Source organism: Streptomyces sp. NPDC001985, from assembly GCF_040296845.1.
Classification (GTDB): Bacteria; Actinomycetota; Actinomycetes; order Streptomycetales; family Streptomycetaceae; genus Streptomyces.
Genome location: NZ_JBEOYB010000012.1, coordinates 102,626 through 120,046 on the forward strand (window position 1 = coordinate 102,626; position 17,421 = coordinate 120,046).

A 17,421-nucleotide genomic window follows, 5' to 3' on the forward strand; every position below is an offset into this window, starting at 1 on the left:
GCACCCTGTCATATCCGCGATCACGGGTGAAATCGATCAATCGGGTCAGTGTGATTCGCGACCCCGATCAATCTCTGTCGTCGCGGCGCACCGGGAGATGGCTCGATCGGGTGGTTTCGCCGACGGTTCCGTATCCTCCTCGCGGTCGGAGAGTAGTACGTACGGTCATGGGGATCGGTGACCGGCACCAGAAGAAGGATGTCGAGGCGGCGCTGAGGAGGGCGGAGGCGGCGGGGCTGAAGGTGGCGCGCACGGGGAAGGGGCACCGCTGGGGTTATGTGGTCTGCTGCCCGTGCAGTCGCAGGCACACGGTGTCCTGCACCCCGCAGAACCAGGGGGAGGAGGCCCGGGACATTGATCGATTCACTCGGAGGCATGCGAGCTGTGCGTAACTGGTACTTCCATCTGGTCCTTCAGGACGCTCTCACCGAGGAGCAGGACGACACCCTGACGGAGTTGGCCGGCTTCCACGACGGGCGCATCCATCTCCAGGAGGGGCCCGGAGACTCCCGTTTCACGTGCTCCTTCGAGGCCGACACGCTGACCGAGGCCATCGCGGACGCGCTGAGCCGATTCGTGGACCTGCCCGGCGTCCTGGTGCGCGGCGTCGAACTGGACGAGATCGCGCTGGAGGAGAACGGCATGGCGACACCGGCCGTGGTGCGGGCGCCCCGGTAGTACCTCTCGCCGAGCAGGGTTCTCGGCGAGCAGGGTGAACGCCCGCTCGGCGCCCGAGTGGATCTCCTCCGCCGGGGGCTCGTCCCCGGTTCCCCGCACCGCCGCCGCGCCGCCCACGCCGGCCCCCGCTCCCGTACTCGTGATCGATTCTTTCCACCGCCGCGCGGGCGATTAGACTCGGCCACCGCGATCGGAGGAAGTTGTCAATGAGTGGAGCGGGCCGGGGCAAGCAGCCCAGCGTCGCGCAGTTGCGCGCCTTCGCCGCCGTCGCCGAGCATCTGCACTTCCGGGATGCCGCGTCGGCCATCGGCATGAGCCAGCCCGCGCTCTCCGGGGCCGTCTCCGCGCTGGAGGAGGTGCTCGGCGTCCAGTTGCTGGAGCGCACCACCCGCAAGGTGCTGCTCTCCCCGGCCGGTGAGCGGCTCGCCGCCCGCGCCAGGGCCGTGCTCGACGCCGTCGGCGCGCTGATGGAGGAGGCCGAGGCGGTACGCGCCCCCTTCACCGGGGTCCTGCGGCTCGGCGTGATCCCCACCGTCGCGCCCTATCTGCTGCCCCATGTCCTCCGGCTGGTGCACGACACCTACCCGGATCTCGACCTCCAGGTCCACGAGGAGCAGACCTCCTCCCTCCTGGAGGGACTGACCTGCGGACGGCTCGATCTGCTGCTGCTCGCCGTGCCGCTCGGGGTGCCGGGCGTCACCGAACTGCCTCTCTTCGAGGAGGACTTCGTCCTGGTCACCCCGCAGGACCACTGGCTCGGCGGACGCGAGGACATACCCCGCGAGGCGCTGCGCGAGCTTCCGCTGCTGCTCCTGGACGAAGGCCACTGCCTGCGCGACCAGGCGCTCGACATCTGCCGGGAGGCGGGCCGGGGCGACGGCACACCGGTCACCACCACCGCCGCCGGGCTCGCCACCCTGGTGCAGCTGGTGGCCGGCGGGCTCGGTGTGACGCTGCTGCCGAGGATCGCCGTCGAGGTGGAGACCGGGCGCGGCGGCGGGCTCCAGACCGCCTGCTTCGCCGATCCCGCGCCCGCCCGCCGGATCGCCCTCGCGATGCGCGCGGGCGCCGCGCGCCAGGAGGAGTTCGAGCAGTTCGCGGCGGCTCTGCGGGCCTCGCTGCGCCCCCTGCCCGTACGCCTGACCCGCTGAGACCCGCCCGGGCCGCCCAGGCCGTCCGACCCGAGCCGAGCCGGGCTGAGCCGTCCGACCCGAGCCGCGCCGGGGCGCGGCTACTCCGTACGCAGCCCGTCCGGGCGCGTCATCCGCCACAGCGCCGGCAGGCTCACCACCGTCACCAGCAGAATCACCCCCGCGCCCGTCCCCGCCACCGGCAGGAACAGCCACCAGTCCGTCAACTCCTTGTTGATCAGCCTCAGCAGCACCGCGCCCAGCACCAGCCCGCTCGCCACCGCCACCGCCGTCCCCAGCACCACCGGCAGCGCGGTCTGCCACAGCAGCGACCGGGCGAGCGTGGCACGGCGGGTGCCGAACGCCACCAGCACCGGGAGCAGCCTCCGGCGCTCCCGGAGCCGCTCGATCTGGGAGATCAGCATCGAGGCCGCGATCAGCACCATGGTCCCGGTGGCGCCCGCGAGCAGCCCGTTGTGGATGCTGGTGTACTTCTGCTCCTGCCCGGGCGTCCTGATCGTCCAGACCGCCAGCGAGGGGTCGATCCGGGCGGCCGTGTTGCGGATGTGCTCCTGTGCCTCGGGAACGTTCTCGTCCGCCTCGACCAGCACCCTGGTGCTGCCCTCGGAGAGCCGGCCGGTGTCGAGCGCGCCGGGTGTCGCGTACAGGCCGTCGTGCTGCCAGGCCGTCTCCGCCGGGCGGTGCGGCGTCACCGTCGGGGTGTTCCGGGGCAGGTTCCACCGCAGCCGTTCGGGGCCGGGGCCCTCCAGCAGGAGCACCCCTCCCGTGCGGGCCATCCGGTCCACCCAGGTCCTCGCCTCCGGAGACCGGTTGCTGCTGAGGAGGAAGACGTCCCCGTCGGCGCAGGAGGCGATTCTCGCGAGCCGTGTGAGCACCGGGCAGTCGGCGATGGTCAGTCCGGCGGACCAGGGCTCCCGCGAGTCGTCCGGGTCCCGCCCCTGCGCGTACACCGAGGTCTCGACCATGCTGAGGGCCTCGCTGACCCCCTCCGTCGCGCCGAACTCCGCGCTCATCCGCCGGGCGGTCCCGGTGCTCGGATAGTCGGCGGAGATCTCCAGCTGGTGCCAGAGCGGATGGCTGCCGTTGTTTCTGCGGAAGTCGTCGTGCATCCCCGCGAACACCATCTGGAGGGCGATCGCCCCGGCCACCGCGACCATGATCCCGCTGACCGACCGGGCCGCGGCCCCGCTTCTGAGCTGGAGCCCGCGCACCGCGAGCTGCCAGGAGACCGGGCCCCCGCGCAGCCGCCCCACCACCGCGTCGACCACCCACGGGAAGAGCGCCGTCACCCCGAGGAGCACCAGGATCGCCCCGGCCGCGAGCGGGCGCGAATGGATCGTCCCCGGGGCCTGGCGGGCCGCGACCGCGTCCGATGCCAGCAGGACCGCCACCCCCAGCACCGGCAGCAGCAGCCGCCACCACAGCCGCCGCCGGCGCGGCGCCGCGTTCCGTACGACCCCCAGCGGCTCGATCGTCACCGAGCGCAGCGCCACCAGCGTCACCAGCACCGACCCCACGGGCACGGCCAGCAGCACCAGCGCTCCGAGGCCGGGCACGGGCACCACGTCCGAGGGGAAGGCGCTCAGCCCCCAGATCCGTACCGACCCGGCGAACAGCCGGGCCAGGGCGAAGATCCCGAAGCCCACCGCCAGCCCCAGCGCCGAACCGAAGAGGGCCTCGCCCGCGGCGATCCGGCGCGTGGTGCGGATGTCCGCGCCGACCAGCCGCAGCGCCGCGAGCCTGCGGTCGCGCAGTTCGCCGCTGAAGCGGACGCCGGTCGCGATGAAGACCGCCACCGGGGCCAGCAGCACCACGCAGATCAGCGTCGCCAGCGCGGTGAACACGGGGGCGACCGGACCGTAGTCGATGCGGGGACCGCCGTAGCCGTCGGTGCGGGCGCCGCCGTTCTCGGCGGTGATGGTCGCGCTGCCCGCGTAGAACAGCAGCTCGCCGGGGTCGACGAGACCGGACTTCCCGATGGTGCCGACCGTGCGGTGGTCGAGCCGGCCGGCGAGCATCCGTCCTTCGGGCGAGCCGAGCAGCCCGGCGAGCGCCGGGGAGACCAGCATTTCGCCGGGACCCGGCATCCGGCCGGCACCGGGCGGCAGCGCGGGCCGGTCGCCGTCCGCCCGCAGCAGATGGCCGCCGACCGTCCGCCCGCGGTACTCGGTGCCGGCCTGCGCCCACACCAGGGAGGTCGCCGAGGGCTCGAACGGCTCCGCCCGCAGCATCCCGGCCGGGGTGCGGGCGTCCAGCCGGTCGTCGCGGCTGTCCATGATCTGCGGCAGCGAGGAGGCGATCAGCAGCAGCGCGACACCGAGTCCGACGCCGGTGGCGGTCAGCGCGTTGCGAATCCACCCCTCCCGGCCGCCGTGCGCGCCGAAGCGGAGCCCGAGGCAGAGATCCCGCATCCACACCGTGACCGGCCCCCGCCGTTCGTGCACCGGGGGCGCGATCGGCCTCCGGTCGGCGGACAGGGTCACAGGGCGTGGTCCACGTCGCGGGTCCGTCCGTCGCGGACGACGATCTCGCGGTCCGAGTAGGCGGCGACCCGCGCCTCATGGGTGACCAGCACGACGGCGGCGTTGGTGGAGCGGGCGGCCTCCGTCAGGAGCTGCATCACCCGCTCCCCGCTGTACGAGTCCAGTGCCCCGGTCGGCTCGTCGGCGAAGACCACCCGGGGCGAGGTGACCAGCGCCCGGGCGACCGCGACCCGCTGGCCCTGGCCGCCGGAGACCTCCCCGGGGCGCTGGTGCCCGATGTCCTCGACCTCCAGCCGCTCCAGCCACTGCGCGGCGGTCCGCTCGGCGGCCCGGCGCCGGGCACCGGCAAGGCGCAGCGGCAGCGCCACATTCTCCGTACAGGTCAACTCCGGCACGAGCTGCCCGAACTGGAAGACGAAGCCGAAATCCGTCCGCCGCAGCGCGCTGCGCCGGGCGTCGTTGAGCGCGGTGAGGTCGCGCCCGTCGTAGCGGACGGTGCCGCTGTCCGGCGGGACGATCCCGGCGAGACAGTGCAGCAGGGTCGACTTGCCGGAGCCGGAGGGGCCCAGGACGGCGACCACTTCGCCGGGGTGGATGGAGAAGCCGGCCCCGTCGAGTGCGGGGGTGCGGCCGTAGCTCTTGTGCAGGTCCTCGGCGACGAGGAGAGAGCCTGCGGGGATCATGCGCCGGGTTCCTTCCGGAGGCGCCGGGAGCGCTCGGGATGTACGGGGGTCATGCGCGGGTCCCCCCGGTGGTGCCGGGGCGGGTCCCGGAGGCGCCCGGTCCGCCGGGGCCGGGAACACCGGGCCGGTGGGCGCCCGGCCCGGCACCACCGGGTCCGGAGGCGCCCGGTCCGGGGCCGCCGGGGGCCTCGGGGGAGGCCGTCCCCGTGCCGATCTCCGCCGCCAGCCGGGACAGCCGGGCCGAGGTCAGCTCCAGCCACCGCAGATCCGCCTCCAGATGGAAGAGGGCGTGGTCGCAGATCAGCTGGTCGGCGAGGTCGCCCCCGCGCTTGCGGTCGGTCAGAATCCTCATCAGCCGCAGGTGTTCGGTGCGCTGGCGGTCGAGCAGCTCGGTGGCGCTCCGGCCGGTGAGCAGGGCCAGCACCACCTTGGTGTACAGCGTCGACTGGAGGTAGGGCTCCGGCTTCTCGGGCTGTGCGAGCCAGCGCGCGACATCCGTGATCCCGGCGGCGGTGATGGCGTACCGCTTCCGCTCGGGGCCGCCCCCGGCCTCGACGCCGTCCACCTCGACGAGACCGTTCCGCAGCAGCCGGGACATGGTCGAGTAGACCTGGCCGTAGTGCAGCGGCCGGTCGTGGCCGAACTTCTCATCGAAGGCGCGCTTGAGGTCATAGCCGTGGCGCGGACCGGACTCCAGCAGCGCGAGGAGGGTGTGACCGATGGACATGCACCGCACTGTACGGGGTGTGTATAGCCGGGCTGTAGAGGACGCCGGGACCCGCGCCACGGCCGTGGCGCGGGTCCCGGGTCTCACTTCTCCGGCGGTTTCGGCGGCCGGCCCCGCTTGGGGATGGGGGCCGCGCCGCCGGGCAGCCGCCCGTGCTCCGCCAGTGCCCGCCGGAGCAGAAACTCGATCTGCGCGTTGGCGCTGCGCAGTTCGTCCGACGCCCACCGTGCCAGCGCCTCGTACACCGCCGGGTCGAGCCGCAGCAGGACCTGTTTGCGCTCCGGGGGCGGGGTCACTGGTAGAGGGTGCCCGTGTTGAGGACCGGCTGGGCCGAGCGGTCACCGCACAGCACCACCAGCAGATTGGACACCATCGCGGCCTTGCGCTCGGAGTCCAGCTCCACGATGTCCCGCTCGGTGATCCGGTTGACGGCCTCCTCGACCATGCCCACCGCGCCGTCCACGATCAGCCGCCGGGCCGCGACCACGGCACCGGCCTGCTGGCGCTGGAGCATCGCGGAGGCGATCTCGGGGGCGTACGCGAGGTGGGTGAAGCGGGACTCGATGATGAGGACGCCCGCCGCCTCGACCCGGGCGTGCAGCTCGACGGCGAGCTTCTCGGTGATCTCCTCGGCGTTGCCCCGGAGCGAGAGGCCGCCCTCGTCGTGGGCGTCGTAGGGGTACTCGATGGCGATGTGCCGGACGGCGGCCTCGGTCTGGGTGGAGACGAACTCCAGGAAGTCGTCGACCTCGAAGAGCGCCTGGGCGGTGTCCTCGACCTTCCACACCACCACGGCGGCCAGCTCGATGGGGTTGCCGTAGGCGTCGTTGACCTTGAGGACGGCCGTCTCGTGGTTCCGCACCCGGGTGGAGATCTTCTCCCGCGAGGTGAGCGGGTTGACCCAGCGCAGTCCGTCGGTGCGGATGGTGCCCCGGTACCGGCCGAAGAGCTGGACGACCCGGGCCTCGCCGGGGGCGACCATGTTCAGCCCGCCCATCGCGAAGAGCGCGCCGGCGACGGCGACCACGCCGGCGGCGATCAGGGCGATCTTCGCCGCCGCCGCGCCGGAGACCGCGCCGGCGACGATCATCCCGGTGCCGGCGAGGACGCCGAGCAGCCCGAGCAGCAGGGCGAGCCCGCCGCCGATGCTGCCGGCCGCGAACTCCCGGACCGTGGGTGCCGGCATGTCCGGGAGGTCCTCGTGGGTGGTGGTGCTGGTGGCGGTCATGCCGTCCCCCGTCTCGTTCCGTGTGCCCGCCCGGCCGCCCCGCGGCGGAGCGGCGCGGCCGGGCACGCTAGCGATCGGCTAGCAATGTGATTACACATTAATCGATATCGCAACCTTGTGCACCTCTCGTGAGTCGGTTCCAGGGAGCGGGGTGCTGATTGTCACGTCCGGAAAGTCCGGATCGGTCGACCTTTGTCATAGCGACCGGTGTTAGTTTGCTGAGCTGGTTATCCGTGGGACCCGGGGCGGGAACGCCGGCGCGGTCCGACGGCGCGGCCGGCGGACTGCCCGCGGCGGTACGGCACTTGTGGACGAGACCGAAGAACCGAAGAGCGGAGCGGAACGAGCGATGGGCCGAGCGGAGGCGCGACGGGCGCGGGAGAGCGAGACCCGGGCGGCCAGGAAGGCCGGGAAGCCCAAGGGCATACGGCGCTTCTTCACCTGGAAGAAGATGCTGGGCACGTTCCTCGGCCTCTGCCTGCTCGGCATGGGCGCCTTCTATGTCGTCTATCTGATGGTCCCGGTGCCCAAGGCCAATGCCGAGGCCGAGCTCCAGAGCAATGTCTACAAGTACAGCGACGGCACGATCCTGACCCGCACCGGTCAGATCAACCGGGAGATCGTCGGCCTGGAGAAGATCCCCAGGGATGTCCAGCTCGCCTTTGTCGCGGCCGAGAACAAGTCCTTCTACAAGGACCACGGCGTGGACATCAAGGGCACCACACGCGGTCTGCTCAACACCATCACCGGCAAGGGCAAGCAGGGTGGCTCGACCATCACCCAGCAATATGTGAAGAACTACTACCTGGTCCAGGACCAGACCTTCAGCCGCAAGCTCAAGGAACTGGTGATCTCGCTCAAGGTCGACGAGGAGAAGGACAAGGACTACATCCTCGCCGGCTACATGAACACCAGCTTCTACGGGCGCGGGGCGTACGGCATCCAGGCCGCGGCCCAGGCCTACTACGGCGTCGACGCCCCCGAGCTGAGCCTCGAACAGGGCGCCTATCTCGCGGCTCTGCTCCAGGCCCCCAACCAGTACGACTGGGCGCTGGCATCGGACGGCAGCAAGAAACTCGTCACCGAGCGCTGGCACTACGTGCTGGACAACATGGTCGAGGAGGGCTGGCTGGACAAGTCCGCCCGCGACGGCATGCGGAAGTTCCCCGTGCCCAAGGCCCCCAAGGCCGCCCCCGGGATGGAGGGCCAGGTCGGCTATCTCGTCGACGCCGCCAACACCGAGCTGGAGCGGCAGGGCATCAGCGACAAGGACATCAAGGCCGGCGGCTGGACGATCACCCTCAACATCGACAAGAAGCGCCAGCAGGCCCTGGAGAAGGCCGTCGAGCGGCAGCTGGAGGCCAAGCTCGACCGCAAGGGCAACAAGAAGCACGCCACCGTCCAGGCCGGCGCCACCTCCGTCGACCCGGAGAACGGCGAGGTCGTCGCCCTCTACGGCGGTATCGGCGCCACCGAGCACTGGCTCTCCAACGCCACCCGGCGCGACTACCAGCCCGCGTCCACCTTCAAGCCCGTCGTGCTCGCCTCCGCCCTGGAGAACGAGGCCAGGACCCAGGAAGAGCTGCCGATCGGGCTCAACACGATCTACGACGGCGACAGCAAGCGGCCGGTCGAGGGCAGCGATGTCGCCTTCGCGCCCGAGAACATCAATGACAAGGACCATGGGCCGATCACGGTCCAGGAGGCCACCAACAACTCGGTGAACTCGGTCTACGCCCAGATGATCGTGGACGTGGGTCCCGCGCCCACCAAGAAGACCGCCCTCGACATGGGCATGCGCGACGGCGCCGGCTGGCCCGCCCAGCCCGCCATGTCGCTGGGCACGATGAACGCCTCCACCTGGGACATGGCCGGGGTGTACGCGACCCTGGACAACCACGGCAAGAAGGTCACCCCGACCATCGTGAAGTCCGCCGAGCACCAGGTCCGCAAGGCCGACACCAAGAAGGGCACCGGCGACCAGGCCATCAGCCGGGAGACGGCCGACACCGTGACCCGCTCCCTGGAGGGCGTCGTCAAGGAGGGCTCCGGAATCCAGGCGGCCGGTGACTACCAGGCCGCGGGCAAGACCGGCACCTCCGAGAACAACAAGTCCGCGTGGTACGTGGGCTACACACCCAAGCTGGTCACCGCCGTGGCCCTGTTCGGCGAGAAGTCCGACGGCACCGGCCAGGTCACCCTGACCGACACCATCAACCCGGGCCGCGCCAACGGTGGCGCCATCCCGGCCCAGATCTGGAAGGCGTACACCACCGGAGCGCTGGTCGGCGCCGACGCGGACGCGAGGTTCGATCTGAAGGTGAAGAAGCCGGTGCGGACCGCGCCGTCCTCGTCGCCCCCGGAGCCGTCCTCGCCGCCGCCGTCCTCGCCGTCGCCCTCGCCGACGGAGTCGGAGAAGGAGGAGCCCGAGGCGTCGACCTCGCCGCCGCCCTCCCCGACGCGGTCGTCCTCGCCGCCCTCGTCGCCGTCCGCGCCCTCGTCGCCGACCTTCAGCCAGTCGCCCGGCCCGACCACGTCCTCCTCGTCCTCGCCGCCGGGCACGGGCCAGCCGGGCGGGCCGGACGAGCCGGTCACGGGAGCCGACGGCTTCCGGCGCTGACCCGGACGGAGAGCCGGGAAACACCACGGTGCCTGTGCCACCCGCCTCCGGGTGGCACAGGCACCGTGCCGTTTCGCTCCTCCGCGCCCTGGGCGGTCAGCCGCCGTTGACCTTCTTGGCGATCCTGTCGCCGGTCTCCCGGTCGATGTTCCGCCAGTACTGGAACGCCCGCTCCAGCACCGGGCCGGAGACGCCCTGGCTCAGATGCCCGGCGACATTGGAGACCAGCCGCTCCCGGGCCGCGTCGTCCATCACCTGACGGACCAGCGTGCCCGCCTGGCCCCAGTCGTCGTCCTCGGAGTGCAGGGTGTACGCGTGGCGCACCATCTCGCCCGCGCTCGCCCACCCGGCCGGCTCGCCGTAGCGGTCCACATCGGCCGCCGGGCCGCCGAAGGAGTTCGGCGCGTACGGCATCGAGGCGTTCGACGGGAAGTACCGCATCGGGCCGTCCTTGGAGTAGGAGTTCACCCCCGAGTGCGGCCGGTTCGGCGGGAGCTGGTTGTAGTTCGGACCGATCCGGTACCGGTGGGTGTCCGGGTACGACATCATCCGGCCCAGCAGCATCTTGTCCGGTGACGGCCCGATGCCCGGGATCAGATTCGAGGGCTCGAAGGCGGCCTGCTCGATATGGACGAAGTAGTCCTCCGGGTTCCGGTTCAGCGTGAACCGGCCCACGTCGATCAGCGGGTAGTCGCCGTGCGGCCACACCTTCGTCAGGTCGAAGGGGTTGAACCGGTACCCCGGCGCGTCCTCGAACGGCATGACCTGGACCTTCAGGCTCCAGCTCGGCGCGTCGCCCTTCTCGATCGACTCGTACAGATCCCTGCGGTGCCTGTCCGCGTCGTGCCCGGCCAGCTCGTCGGCCTCCTCCTGGGTGAGGAAGTCGATGCCCTGATCGGTCTTGAAGTGGTACTTCACCCAGAACCGCTCACCGCCGCCGTTCACCCACATATAGGTGTGCGAGCTGTAGCCGTTCATGAAGCGGTACGACCTCGGCACCCCCCGGTCGCCCATCAGCCAGGTCACCTGGTGCGCGGTCTCGGGGGAGAGGGTCCAGAAGTCCCACTGCATCTCGTTGTTGCGCAGCCCGGTGGCCGGGTGGCGCTTCTGCGAGTGGATGAAGTCCTGGAACTTCTGGGGATCGCGGACGAAGAAGACCGGCGTGTTGTTGCCGACCATGTCGTAGTTGCCCAGCTCGGTGTAGAACTTCAGGGCGAAGCCGCGCGGGTCCCGCCAGGTGTCCGGGGAGCCCTGCTCACCGGCGACCGTGGAGAACCGGGCCAGCAGCTCGGTCCGCGTGCCCGGCTGGAACACCGCGGCCCTGGTGTACTGGCTCACGTCCTGGGTGACCTCGAAGAAGCCGTAAGCGCCCGCTCCCTTGGCGTGCACCACCCGCTCGGGGACCCGTTCACGGTTGAACTGGGCCATCTTCTCGATCAGATAGGCGTCGTGGAGCAGAATCGGGCCGTCGGGGCTCACGGTGAGCGAGTGCTCGTCGCTCTCCACCGGGTTCCCGGCGTTGTTGGTCGTGTACGGGGCCTTGGGGGGTGACTCGGTCACGAGCGTCCTCCCGTCCATGGGGAATGAGGGTGTGGTCGCTTCGGCCGTGTTCCCCAGTCAACTCCGCCGACACCTTGTCGGCAACATTTGCCCGGCCGCGGGCCCGCCCCCGGCGGGCCCGCACGGGGTCCGCTAGGGGCGGGTGGGCAGCTCGAACCAGACCACTTTCCCGCTGGAGAGCCGGGTCGCCCCCCACCTCCTCGCCAGCCGGTTCACCAGGAAGAGCCCGCGCCCGCCCTCGTCCGTGTCCCGCGCCTTGCGCTGCCGGGGCAGCTGCGGAGAGTCGTCACCGACCTCGCAGCGCAGTACGTCCGTACGGAGCAACCGCAGGGTCACCGGGCGCTCCGCGTACCGCACCGCGTTGGTGACCACCTCGCTCACCAGCAGCTCCACCGCGTCGCTCATCTCCTCCAGGCCCCACCGGGAGAGCGCCCTGCGGGCGAGCCGGCGGGCCCGGCCCGGGGCCGCGTCCTCCGGCTCCAGGAACCAGTAGGCGACATCACTGGGCGCGATCCCGTCGAAACGGGCCGCGAGCAGCGCGATGTCGTCGTCCCGGTCGCCCGGGCCGAGCATGTCCAGCACGTCGTCGCAGAGCGCCTCCAGCGGCGGCGAGTGGTCCGGTCCGGTGAGCTGGGCGGTCGCGGCCAGCCGCTCCCGGAGCTGCTCGATCCCGGTCCACACGTCCCGCAGCCGGGACTCCACCAGACCGTCGGTGTACAGCAGCAGCGTCGCCCCGGCGGGCGCGTCCAGCTCCACGGCCTCGAAGTCCACCCCGCCGACCCCGATCGGCGCCCCGGGCGGCACCCGCAGCACCTCGGCCCGCCCGCCCAGGTGCAGCAGCACCGGCGGCGGATGGCCCGCGTTCGCGATGGTGATCCGGTGCGCCACCGGGTCGTACACCGCGTACATGCACGTCGCCATCCGGTCCGTGCCGAGCCGCTGGGCCTGCTCGTCCAGATGGTGCAGCACCTCCTGCGGCGGCAGATCCAGACCGGCCAGGGTCTGGGCCGTGGTCCGCAGCTGGCCCATGATCGCCGCCGAGGTCATCGAATGGCCCATGACATCGCCGACGACCAGCGCCACCCGGCTGCCGGGCAGCGGGATCGCGTCGTACCAGTCCCCGCCCACCCGCGCGGTCTCCGCCGCGGGCAGATAGCGCGAGGCGAGCCGCACGCCGGTGGGCTGCGGCAGCGAGTCCGGCAGCATGGTGCGCTGGAGTTCGTCCGCGATGTACGCCTCCCTGCCGTACAGCACCGCCTTGTCGATGCCCAGCGCCGTGTGCGTCGCGAGCTGGGCGGCGACCAGCAGATCGTTCGGCTCGAAGGCCGGCCGGTCGGGACGCCGCAGGAAGACGGCGGCACCGATCACCCGCCGGCGGCCGCGCAGCGGGGCGAGTATGGCGCGGTGGCCGTTGGGCACGGTCCGGTCCGCGCCGAGCAGCTCGGGCAGGGCCGCCCGTGCCGCCGCCGAGTCGCCGAAGACGGGCCGCACCCCGCGCAGCACCTCCGACAGCGCCCCGCCGGAACGCACCTCACACAGCTCCGCGGCCGGTGTGAGGTCGTTGTGCGGGTCGATGACGGGGATGGGGGAGGCGGCGCCGAAGTCGGCGATGTCCTCAGCTAAACGCAGCCGGTCCGTCCGGCGCAGCCGTAGCACGAAGGGCGAGACCGGGCGCTCGTCGCCGACCGGCAGCGGATCGCGCAGATAGACCAGGATCGCGTCGGAGAAGGTGGGCACCGTCGCCCGGCAGAGCCCCAGCACGATCTCGTCCAGGTCTATGCCCCGGGCGATCCGGCGGGTGGCGGCGCCGACGAAACGGAGCCGGTCCCCCTCGCGCCGCGCGGTGGCCGCGAGGTCCTGGAGGTCCTGTGGCGGGCCGTTGGGCGTGGGGACGGCGGGCCCGGGCACGGCTGTGGCGCCGGCCGTCTCCGCCCGGGGCCGGGTGCGTTCCTGCGGCCGGGCAGCCAAGGGCTGCCGGCCTTCGTGGGAGGTGGGCTGCTCCGTCACGCGTGGGCTTCCGTCCGTCTGGGCCGGGTGTGCGATGCGAACGCCTCGTGAGGCGGTATACCCGCTCTACGGGTGGCGTCGACAGGGCGGCGCGCATCCGGCACGGCTCCACCCCCTAGAAGTGACTCGTGGTGACTTGCGGTCAGATCCGTTGCTGCGCTCCATGATTACCGAACACCTGCCGAACGGCGCAGCCCTGCGGACGACGATCCTACGTTTGCCCCCAGGGGGCGTATCAAGAGTCTCACGACGCCGTATGCGCCGGAGCGAGTTCCCGGACGGGAGTCGGACATCTTGCGGGGGCGGTCCCGCCCGCCCTCCCGGGCCCGCCCGGCGGCCGGCGTGCTCATGACGCCAGCCGGGCCGGCAGCCGGCCCCAGTCCGCCGGCAGCTCGGGCACCCGCCAGCCGGGGTCGGGACGCCAGTTCTCCCAGCCGTCCGAGAAAGGGCTCCCCCAGGCCCTGATGGACGCCACCGCCGCCTCCCCGGCGGCCCGCACCCAGCGGGCCTTCTCCGGGGTGATCAGGCCGACCCGCTGGGCCTGCTCGAACTCGTCCTCGTCGAGCCAGGACCAACTGCGGTCCGGCAGGACCGAGATGTCCAGAAAGTGGTCCTCGGAGTCGATCCCGCCAGCCCATCGGGTACGCGGCTCCTCCAGGTTGACGTACCAGCTCCGGAACTCCCAGCCGGCGTTCCAGAACAGCCACACCGACCAGGGGTCCCCGGGCCGCGCCAGCTTGAGCACCCCGCTGCCGAACCAGCGGCCCCGCACCACCGTGCGCGGGGCCGTGTAGCGGGTGGCGAGCGGCTGCTCGTGGACGGGGGTGCCGTCCACGAGCACCGGTTTGACGCACTCGGTACCCGGTGCCATCCAGACCGCGAGTATCTCCTCGGTGTCCCGCACCACGGTCACGGGGCGGCAGATGTCCACCTGTCCACGCCCCGCCGGGTCCGGGGCATGGCCGCGATAACGCCAGAGGATGTGGTCCCCGGGGTTCCAGCGTGCGATGCGTTCCGTGCCTGTCATGAGCAGATTTTAGGAGTACGCGCCCGTCCGCGCAGCGATCCGGATCACGGGCGCGTCATCCGCAGCACGTCCAGGGCCTCGTCGAGCTGCTCCAGGGTGAGGTCGCCGCGCTCCACGTACCCCGCGTCCAGGACCACTTCGCGGATCGTCCGGCGCTCGGCGAGCGACTTCTTGGCGACCTTCGCGGCCTCCTCGTACCCGATGTACTTGTTGAGCGGGGTGACCACCGACGGCGAGGACTCGGCGTACTCCCTCGCCCGTTCGGCGTTGGCGGTGACCCCGTCGACCGTGCGGTCCGCGAGCAGCCGGGACGCGGCGGCCAGCAGGCGCACCGACTCCAGCAGATTCCGCGCCATCACCGGGAGCATCACATTCAGCTCGAAGTTCCCCGCGGCCCCGGCGACGGCGACGGTGGTGTCGTTCCCGGTCACCTGGGCGGCCACCATCAGCACCGCCTCCGGGATCACCGGGTTGACCTTGCCGGGCATGATCGAGGAACCGGGCTGGAGGTCGGGCAGGTTGATCTCGGCGAGCCCGGTGCGCGGCCCGCTGGCCATCCAGCGCAGATCGTTGGCGATCTTGGTGAGGGAGACGGCGACCGTGCGGAGCTGCCCGGAGGTCTCCACCAGCGCGTCCCGCGCGCCCTGGGCCTCGAAGTGGTCCCGGGCCTCGGTCAGCGGCAGCCCGGTGGCGCGGGCGACCTCGGCGATCACGGCCGCGGAGAACCCGGGCGGGGTGTTGATGCCGGTGCCGACGGCGGTGCCGCCCAGCGGCAGTTCGGCGAGGCGGGGGAGGGCCGAGCGCAGCCGCTCCACCCCGTACCGGATCTGCGCGGCGTAGCCGCCGAACTCCTGGCCGAGGGTGACCGGGGTGGCGTCCATCAGATGCGTACGCCCGGACTTGACCACCTCCGCGAACTCGGCGGACTTGCGCTCCAGCGCGGCGGCCAGATGTTCCAGCGCCGGGATCAGATCGGCGGTGACGGCGGCGGTGGCGGCGATGTGGATGGAGGAGGGGAAGACGTCGTTGGACGACTGGGAGGCGTTGACCTGGTCGTTGGGGTGGACCGGGCGGCCCAGGCGCTCGGTGGCGAGGGTGGCCAGCACCTCGTTGGTGTTCATGTTCGACGACGTGCCGGAGCCGGTCTGGAAGACATCCACCGGGAAGTGGTCGTCCCACCGGCCGTCGGCGACCTCGGCCGCGGCGTCCGCGATGGCGTCGGCGACATCCGCGCCGATCACGCCCAGCTCGGCGTTTACCCGGGCGGCGGCGCCCTTGATCCGGGCGAGGGCCTCGATGTGCGCCCGCTCCAGACGCTGCCCCGACACCGGGAAGTTCTCCACGGCCCGCTGGGTCTGGGCCCGCCACTTGGCGTGGGCGGGGACCCGCACCTCGCCCATGGAGTCGTGCTCGATGCGGTAGTCGTCGCCGGCGTCGGTCATGGCTGCGCTGCCTCCTGTGCTGGGTTCGGCGGGGCCCCGCCCCGCAGTGGGGTGAGCGCCCGTCCTGTCACGGCTATTCCCATCTCCGCTACCGACCAGTAAATACCTGGGGTAACACAACCCTGTGGAGGCACCATGACACGCACGAGGCAACGACTTCACCGCCGTCACCGACTCCGCCGCACGACCGCGACGGCGCTGGCACTCGCCGCCGGGCTCCTCGGGCTCACCGCCCCCGCCCCCGCCGCGGCCGCGCCCCGGGACGCCGGCGCGAGCACTTCCGCGCCCCTGCCGCCCGCCCTGGAGTCCCTCCGCGCCGCCGAGGCCGTGAAGCTCTACGGCAGCCCCGCCGAGCGCCCGCTCGCGGAGCGCCGCACCGGGCTGATCTCGCTGGGCGACAGCGAGATCTCCGGGGAGGGCGTCGGGAGCTACGAGCCGGGCACCAACGGGCCCGACAACTGGTGCCACCGCTCACCGGACGCGGCGATCCACCGCACCGGGATCTCGGCCGACGTCACCTACAACGTGGCCTGCTCCGGGGCGTCCACCGCGAACATCCGCATCGGCGGCACCCGGCAGTACGCCGATGAGCCGGTCCAGAGCGACAGCCTCGCCATCAAGGCGCGCAACACCCGCATCAAGATGGTGCTGCTGGTGGCCGGGGCCAACGACGACCTCCAGTTCGGCCCGGTCATGACCGACTGCGTCGTCCGCTACGTCACCCTCCAGGGGCCCTGCGAGCCGAAGTACGCGGGCGGCTGGCAGGCGCGGGTGGACGCTCTGGTGCCCAAGGTGGAGGGGACCATCCGCGATCTGCGCACGGTGATGCGGGACGCCGGGTACGCGGACGGCGACTACCGGCTGGTGGTCATGGGGTACCCCAGCCCGATCGGGCCGGACTTCCGGGACAACCCGAACTTCCCGGGGAAGGTCGCCTGCGGCGGGCAGGGATACGACTCCGACACCCGGTGGGGCCGCGACTCGGCGGTGCCGGCCTTCGCCCGGGGGATACGGCAGGCGGCCCGCTCTGCGGGTGCGGTGCACCTCGACAACTCGCGCCTCTTCCACGGGCACGAGGTCTGCTCGGACAACACCTGGGCCCGCGGGCTCTCCATCGACCTGGGGGCCTTCCCCTGGGACGAGAACTCGGTCCGCCAGTCCTTCCACCCCAACGCCCGGGGCCACGCCGCCTTCGCGTCCTGCCTCACCCGGCTGTACGCCTCCGGACTGCGCGAGGCGAGCTGCGCGGATGTCGCCTCCGGCGGGCGTCCGGAGCTGTACGAGGGGGTCTGGGACGAGCTGTACCGGCCGCTGCGGAACGGGGCGACCGGGGAGTGTGCCGATGTGTCGGAGGCGGTGAGCCGCAAGGGGACCGCCGTGGTGGGGTGGGGGTGCCACGGGGGCCGCAACCAGGGGTGGTGGTACGACCCGGGGCGGGGGTCGCTGCACACGGAGCTGAGCCAGGACCGGTGTCTGGATGTGCCCGGAGGGGAGTACCGGGCCGGGGCGCGGCTGATCGTCTGGGACTGTTCGGGCGCGGCGAACCAGCGATTCGCCCGCACCGGGGCGACCATCCGCCCGTCGTCGTCCCCTTCCCTCTGCCTCACCCACCCGTCCCCCCGAGCCCCCCTCACCCTCCAGCCCTGCACGGATTCCCCCACCCAGAACTGGACCTGACCCGGCGGCCCCGGGGACCTGGGCATGGGGCCGGCCCCGCCGGCGTTTGGGCCGCACCACTTCAGTCCCGCCGGCGAGCTGAGGCACGAAATCCAGCCCCGCCGGCGTTTGAGGCGCGGGGGTTCGGGGGCTGGTCCC

The 17,421-nt window shown here is 72.0% G+C and carries 13 protein-coding genes and 1 pseudogene; 5 read left to right on the forward strand and 9 right to left on the reverse strand.

Features of this window, described 5'->3' with window-relative positions; all coding sequences use genetic code 11:
• The first annotated feature begins 167 nt into the window (after positions 1–167).
• The 3 genes from ABT122_RS08025 (at position 168) to ABT122_RS08035 (ending at position 1,829) form a co-directional block, all read left to right on the forward strand.
• Positions 168–392 carry a hypothetical protein gene (locus tag ABT122_RS08025; RefSeq protein WP_351547089.1) on the forward strand — a complete coding sequence of 75 codons (225 nt, stop codon included), beginning with the start codon at positions 168–170 and terminating at the stop codon, positions 390–392.
• A complete protein-coding gene (locus ABT122_RS08030; RefSeq protein ID WP_351547091.1) occupies positions 376–678 on the forward strand; it encodes a hypothetical protein in 303 nt (100 codons plus the stop codon). Before ABT122_RS08025 ends, ABT122_RS08030 begins: the two co-directional genes overlap by 17 nt.
• A 206-nt stretch (positions 679–884) precedes the next feature.
• Positions 885–1,829: a LysR substrate-binding domain-containing protein gene (locus tag ABT122_RS08035; protein ID WP_351547093.1), complete on the forward strand. Its 945-nt coding sequence runs from the start codon at positions 885–887 to the stop codon at positions 1,827–1,829.
• A gap of 80 nt (positions 1,830–1,909) precedes the next feature.
• Here ABT122_RS08035 and ABT122_RS08040 read toward each other — a convergent pair whose 3' ends face one another.
• The 5 genes and pseudogenes from ABT122_RS08040 to ABT122_RS08060 form a co-directional block, all read right to left on the reverse strand.
• Complete coding sequence (locus ABT122_RS08040; protein WP_351547095.1) at positions 1,910–4,312, reverse strand: FtsX-like permease family protein; 2,403 nt, start codon at positions 4,310–4,312, stop codon at positions 1,910–1,912.
• Positions 4,309–4,995, reverse strand: a complete 687-nt coding sequence (locus tag ABT122_RS08045; protein WP_351547098.1) for an ABC transporter ATP-binding protein — start codon at positions 4,993–4,995, stop codon at positions 4,309–4,311. The genes ABT122_RS08040 and ABT122_RS08045 overlap by 4 nt, the downstream gene beginning before the upstream one ends.
• 211 nt (positions 4,996–5,206) lie before the next feature.
• Positions 5,207–5,722, reverse strand: a pseudogene (locus ABT122_RS08050) (PadR family transcriptional regulator); the annotation flags it as partial.
• Between the two features lie 83 nt (positions 5,723–5,805).
• Positions 5,806–6,018, reverse strand: a complete 213-nt coding sequence (locus tag ABT122_RS08055; RefSeq protein ID WP_351547100.1) for a type II toxin-antitoxin system antitoxin — start codon at positions 6,016–6,018, stop codon at positions 5,806–5,808.
• Positions 6,015–6,950 (reverse strand): SPFH domain-containing protein, encoded by a 936-nt coding sequence (locus ABT122_RS08060; protein ID WP_351547103.1) that lies wholly within the window; start codon positions 6,948–6,950, stop codon positions 6,015–6,017. Before ABT122_RS08060 ends, ABT122_RS08055 begins: the two co-directional genes overlap by 4 nt.
• 349 nt (positions 6,951–7,299) lie before the next feature.
• Here ABT122_RS08060 and ABT122_RS08065 point away from each other — a divergent pair, with 349 nt between their 5' ends.
• Entirely contained in the window at positions 7,300–9,570 is a 2,271-nt protein-coding gene (locus ABT122_RS08065; protein WP_351547106.1) for a transglycosylase domain-containing protein, read from the forward strand.
• A gap of 96 nt (positions 9,571–9,666) precedes the next feature.
• On the opposite strand, the gene ABT122_RS08070 is transcribed toward ABT122_RS08065, so the two are convergent.
• From ABT122_RS08070 to ABT122_RS08085, 4 genes are all read right to left on the reverse strand, one after another.
• A complete protein-coding gene (locus ABT122_RS08070; protein WP_351547108.1) occupies positions 9,667–11,130 on the reverse strand; it encodes a catalase in 1,464 nt (487 codons plus the stop codon).
• 132 nt (positions 11,131–11,262) lie between these two features.
• Positions 11,263–13,137, reverse strand: a complete 1,875-nt coding sequence (locus ABT122_RS08075) for a SpoIIE family protein phosphatase (protein ID WP_351547111.1) — start codon at positions 13,135–13,137, stop codon at positions 11,263–11,265.
• Between the two features lie 346 nt (positions 13,138–13,483).
• Positions 13,484–14,164, reverse strand: coding sequence for a cytidylyl-2-hydroxypropylphosphonate hydrolase (gene fomD, locus ABT122_RS08080; protein WP_351547114.1), 681 nt, complete (start codon positions 14,162–14,164; stop codon positions 13,484–13,486).
• 44 nt (positions 14,165–14,208) lie between these two features.
• A complete protein-coding gene (locus ABT122_RS08085) occupies positions 14,209–15,606 on the reverse strand; it encodes a class II fumarate hydratase (RefSeq protein ID WP_351547117.1) in 1,398 nt (465 codons plus the stop codon).
• A gap of 135 nt (positions 15,607–15,741) precedes the next feature.
• Here ABT122_RS08085 and ABT122_RS08090 point away from each other — a divergent pair, with 135 nt between their 5' ends.
• Positions 15,742–17,283, forward strand: coding sequence for a ricin-type beta-trefoil lectin domain protein (locus ABT122_RS08090; RefSeq protein WP_351547120.1), 1,542 nt, complete (start codon positions 15,742–15,744; stop codon positions 17,281–17,283).
• The last annotated feature ends 138 nt before the right edge of the window (positions 17,284–17,421 follow it).

Excerpts from the sequence above, each read along its gene's own strand:
- ABT122_RS08090 (WP_351547120.1), top strand. The coding sequence starts at position 15,742 with ATGACACGCACGAGGCAACGACTTCACCGCCGTCACCGACTCCGCCGC.
- ABT122_RS08030 (WP_351547091.1), top strand. The coding sequence starts at position 376 with ATGCGAGCTGTGCGTAACTGGTACTTCCATCTGGTCCTTCAGGACGCT.
- ABT122_RS08025 (WP_351547089.1), top strand. The coding sequence starts at position 168 with ATGGGGATCGGTGACCGGCACCAGAAGAAGGATGTCGAGGCGGCGCTG.
- ABT122_RS08035 (WP_351547093.1), top strand. The coding sequence starts at position 885 with ATGAGTGGAGCGGGCCGGGGCAAGCAGCCCAGCGTCGCGCAGTTGCGC.
- ABT122_RS08065 (WP_351547106.1), top strand. The coding sequence starts at position 7,300 with ATGGGCCGAGCGGAGGCGCGACGGGCGCGGGAGAGCGAGACCCGGGCG.
- ABT122_RS08060 (WP_351547103.1), bottom strand. The coding sequence starts at position 6,950 with ATGACCGCCACCAGCACCACCACCCACGAGGACCTCCCGGACATGCCG.
- ABT122_RS08045 (WP_351547098.1), bottom strand. The coding sequence starts at position 4,995 with ATGATCCCCGCAGGCTCTCTCCTCGTCGCCGAGGACCTGCACAAGAGC.
- ABT122_RS08085 (WP_351547117.1), bottom strand. The coding sequence starts at position 15,606 with ATGACCGACGCCGGCGACGACTACCGCATCGAGCACGACTCCATGGGC.
- fomD (WP_351547114.1), bottom strand. The coding sequence starts at position 14,164 with ATGACAGGCACGGAACGCATCGCACGCTGGAACCCCGGGGACCACATC.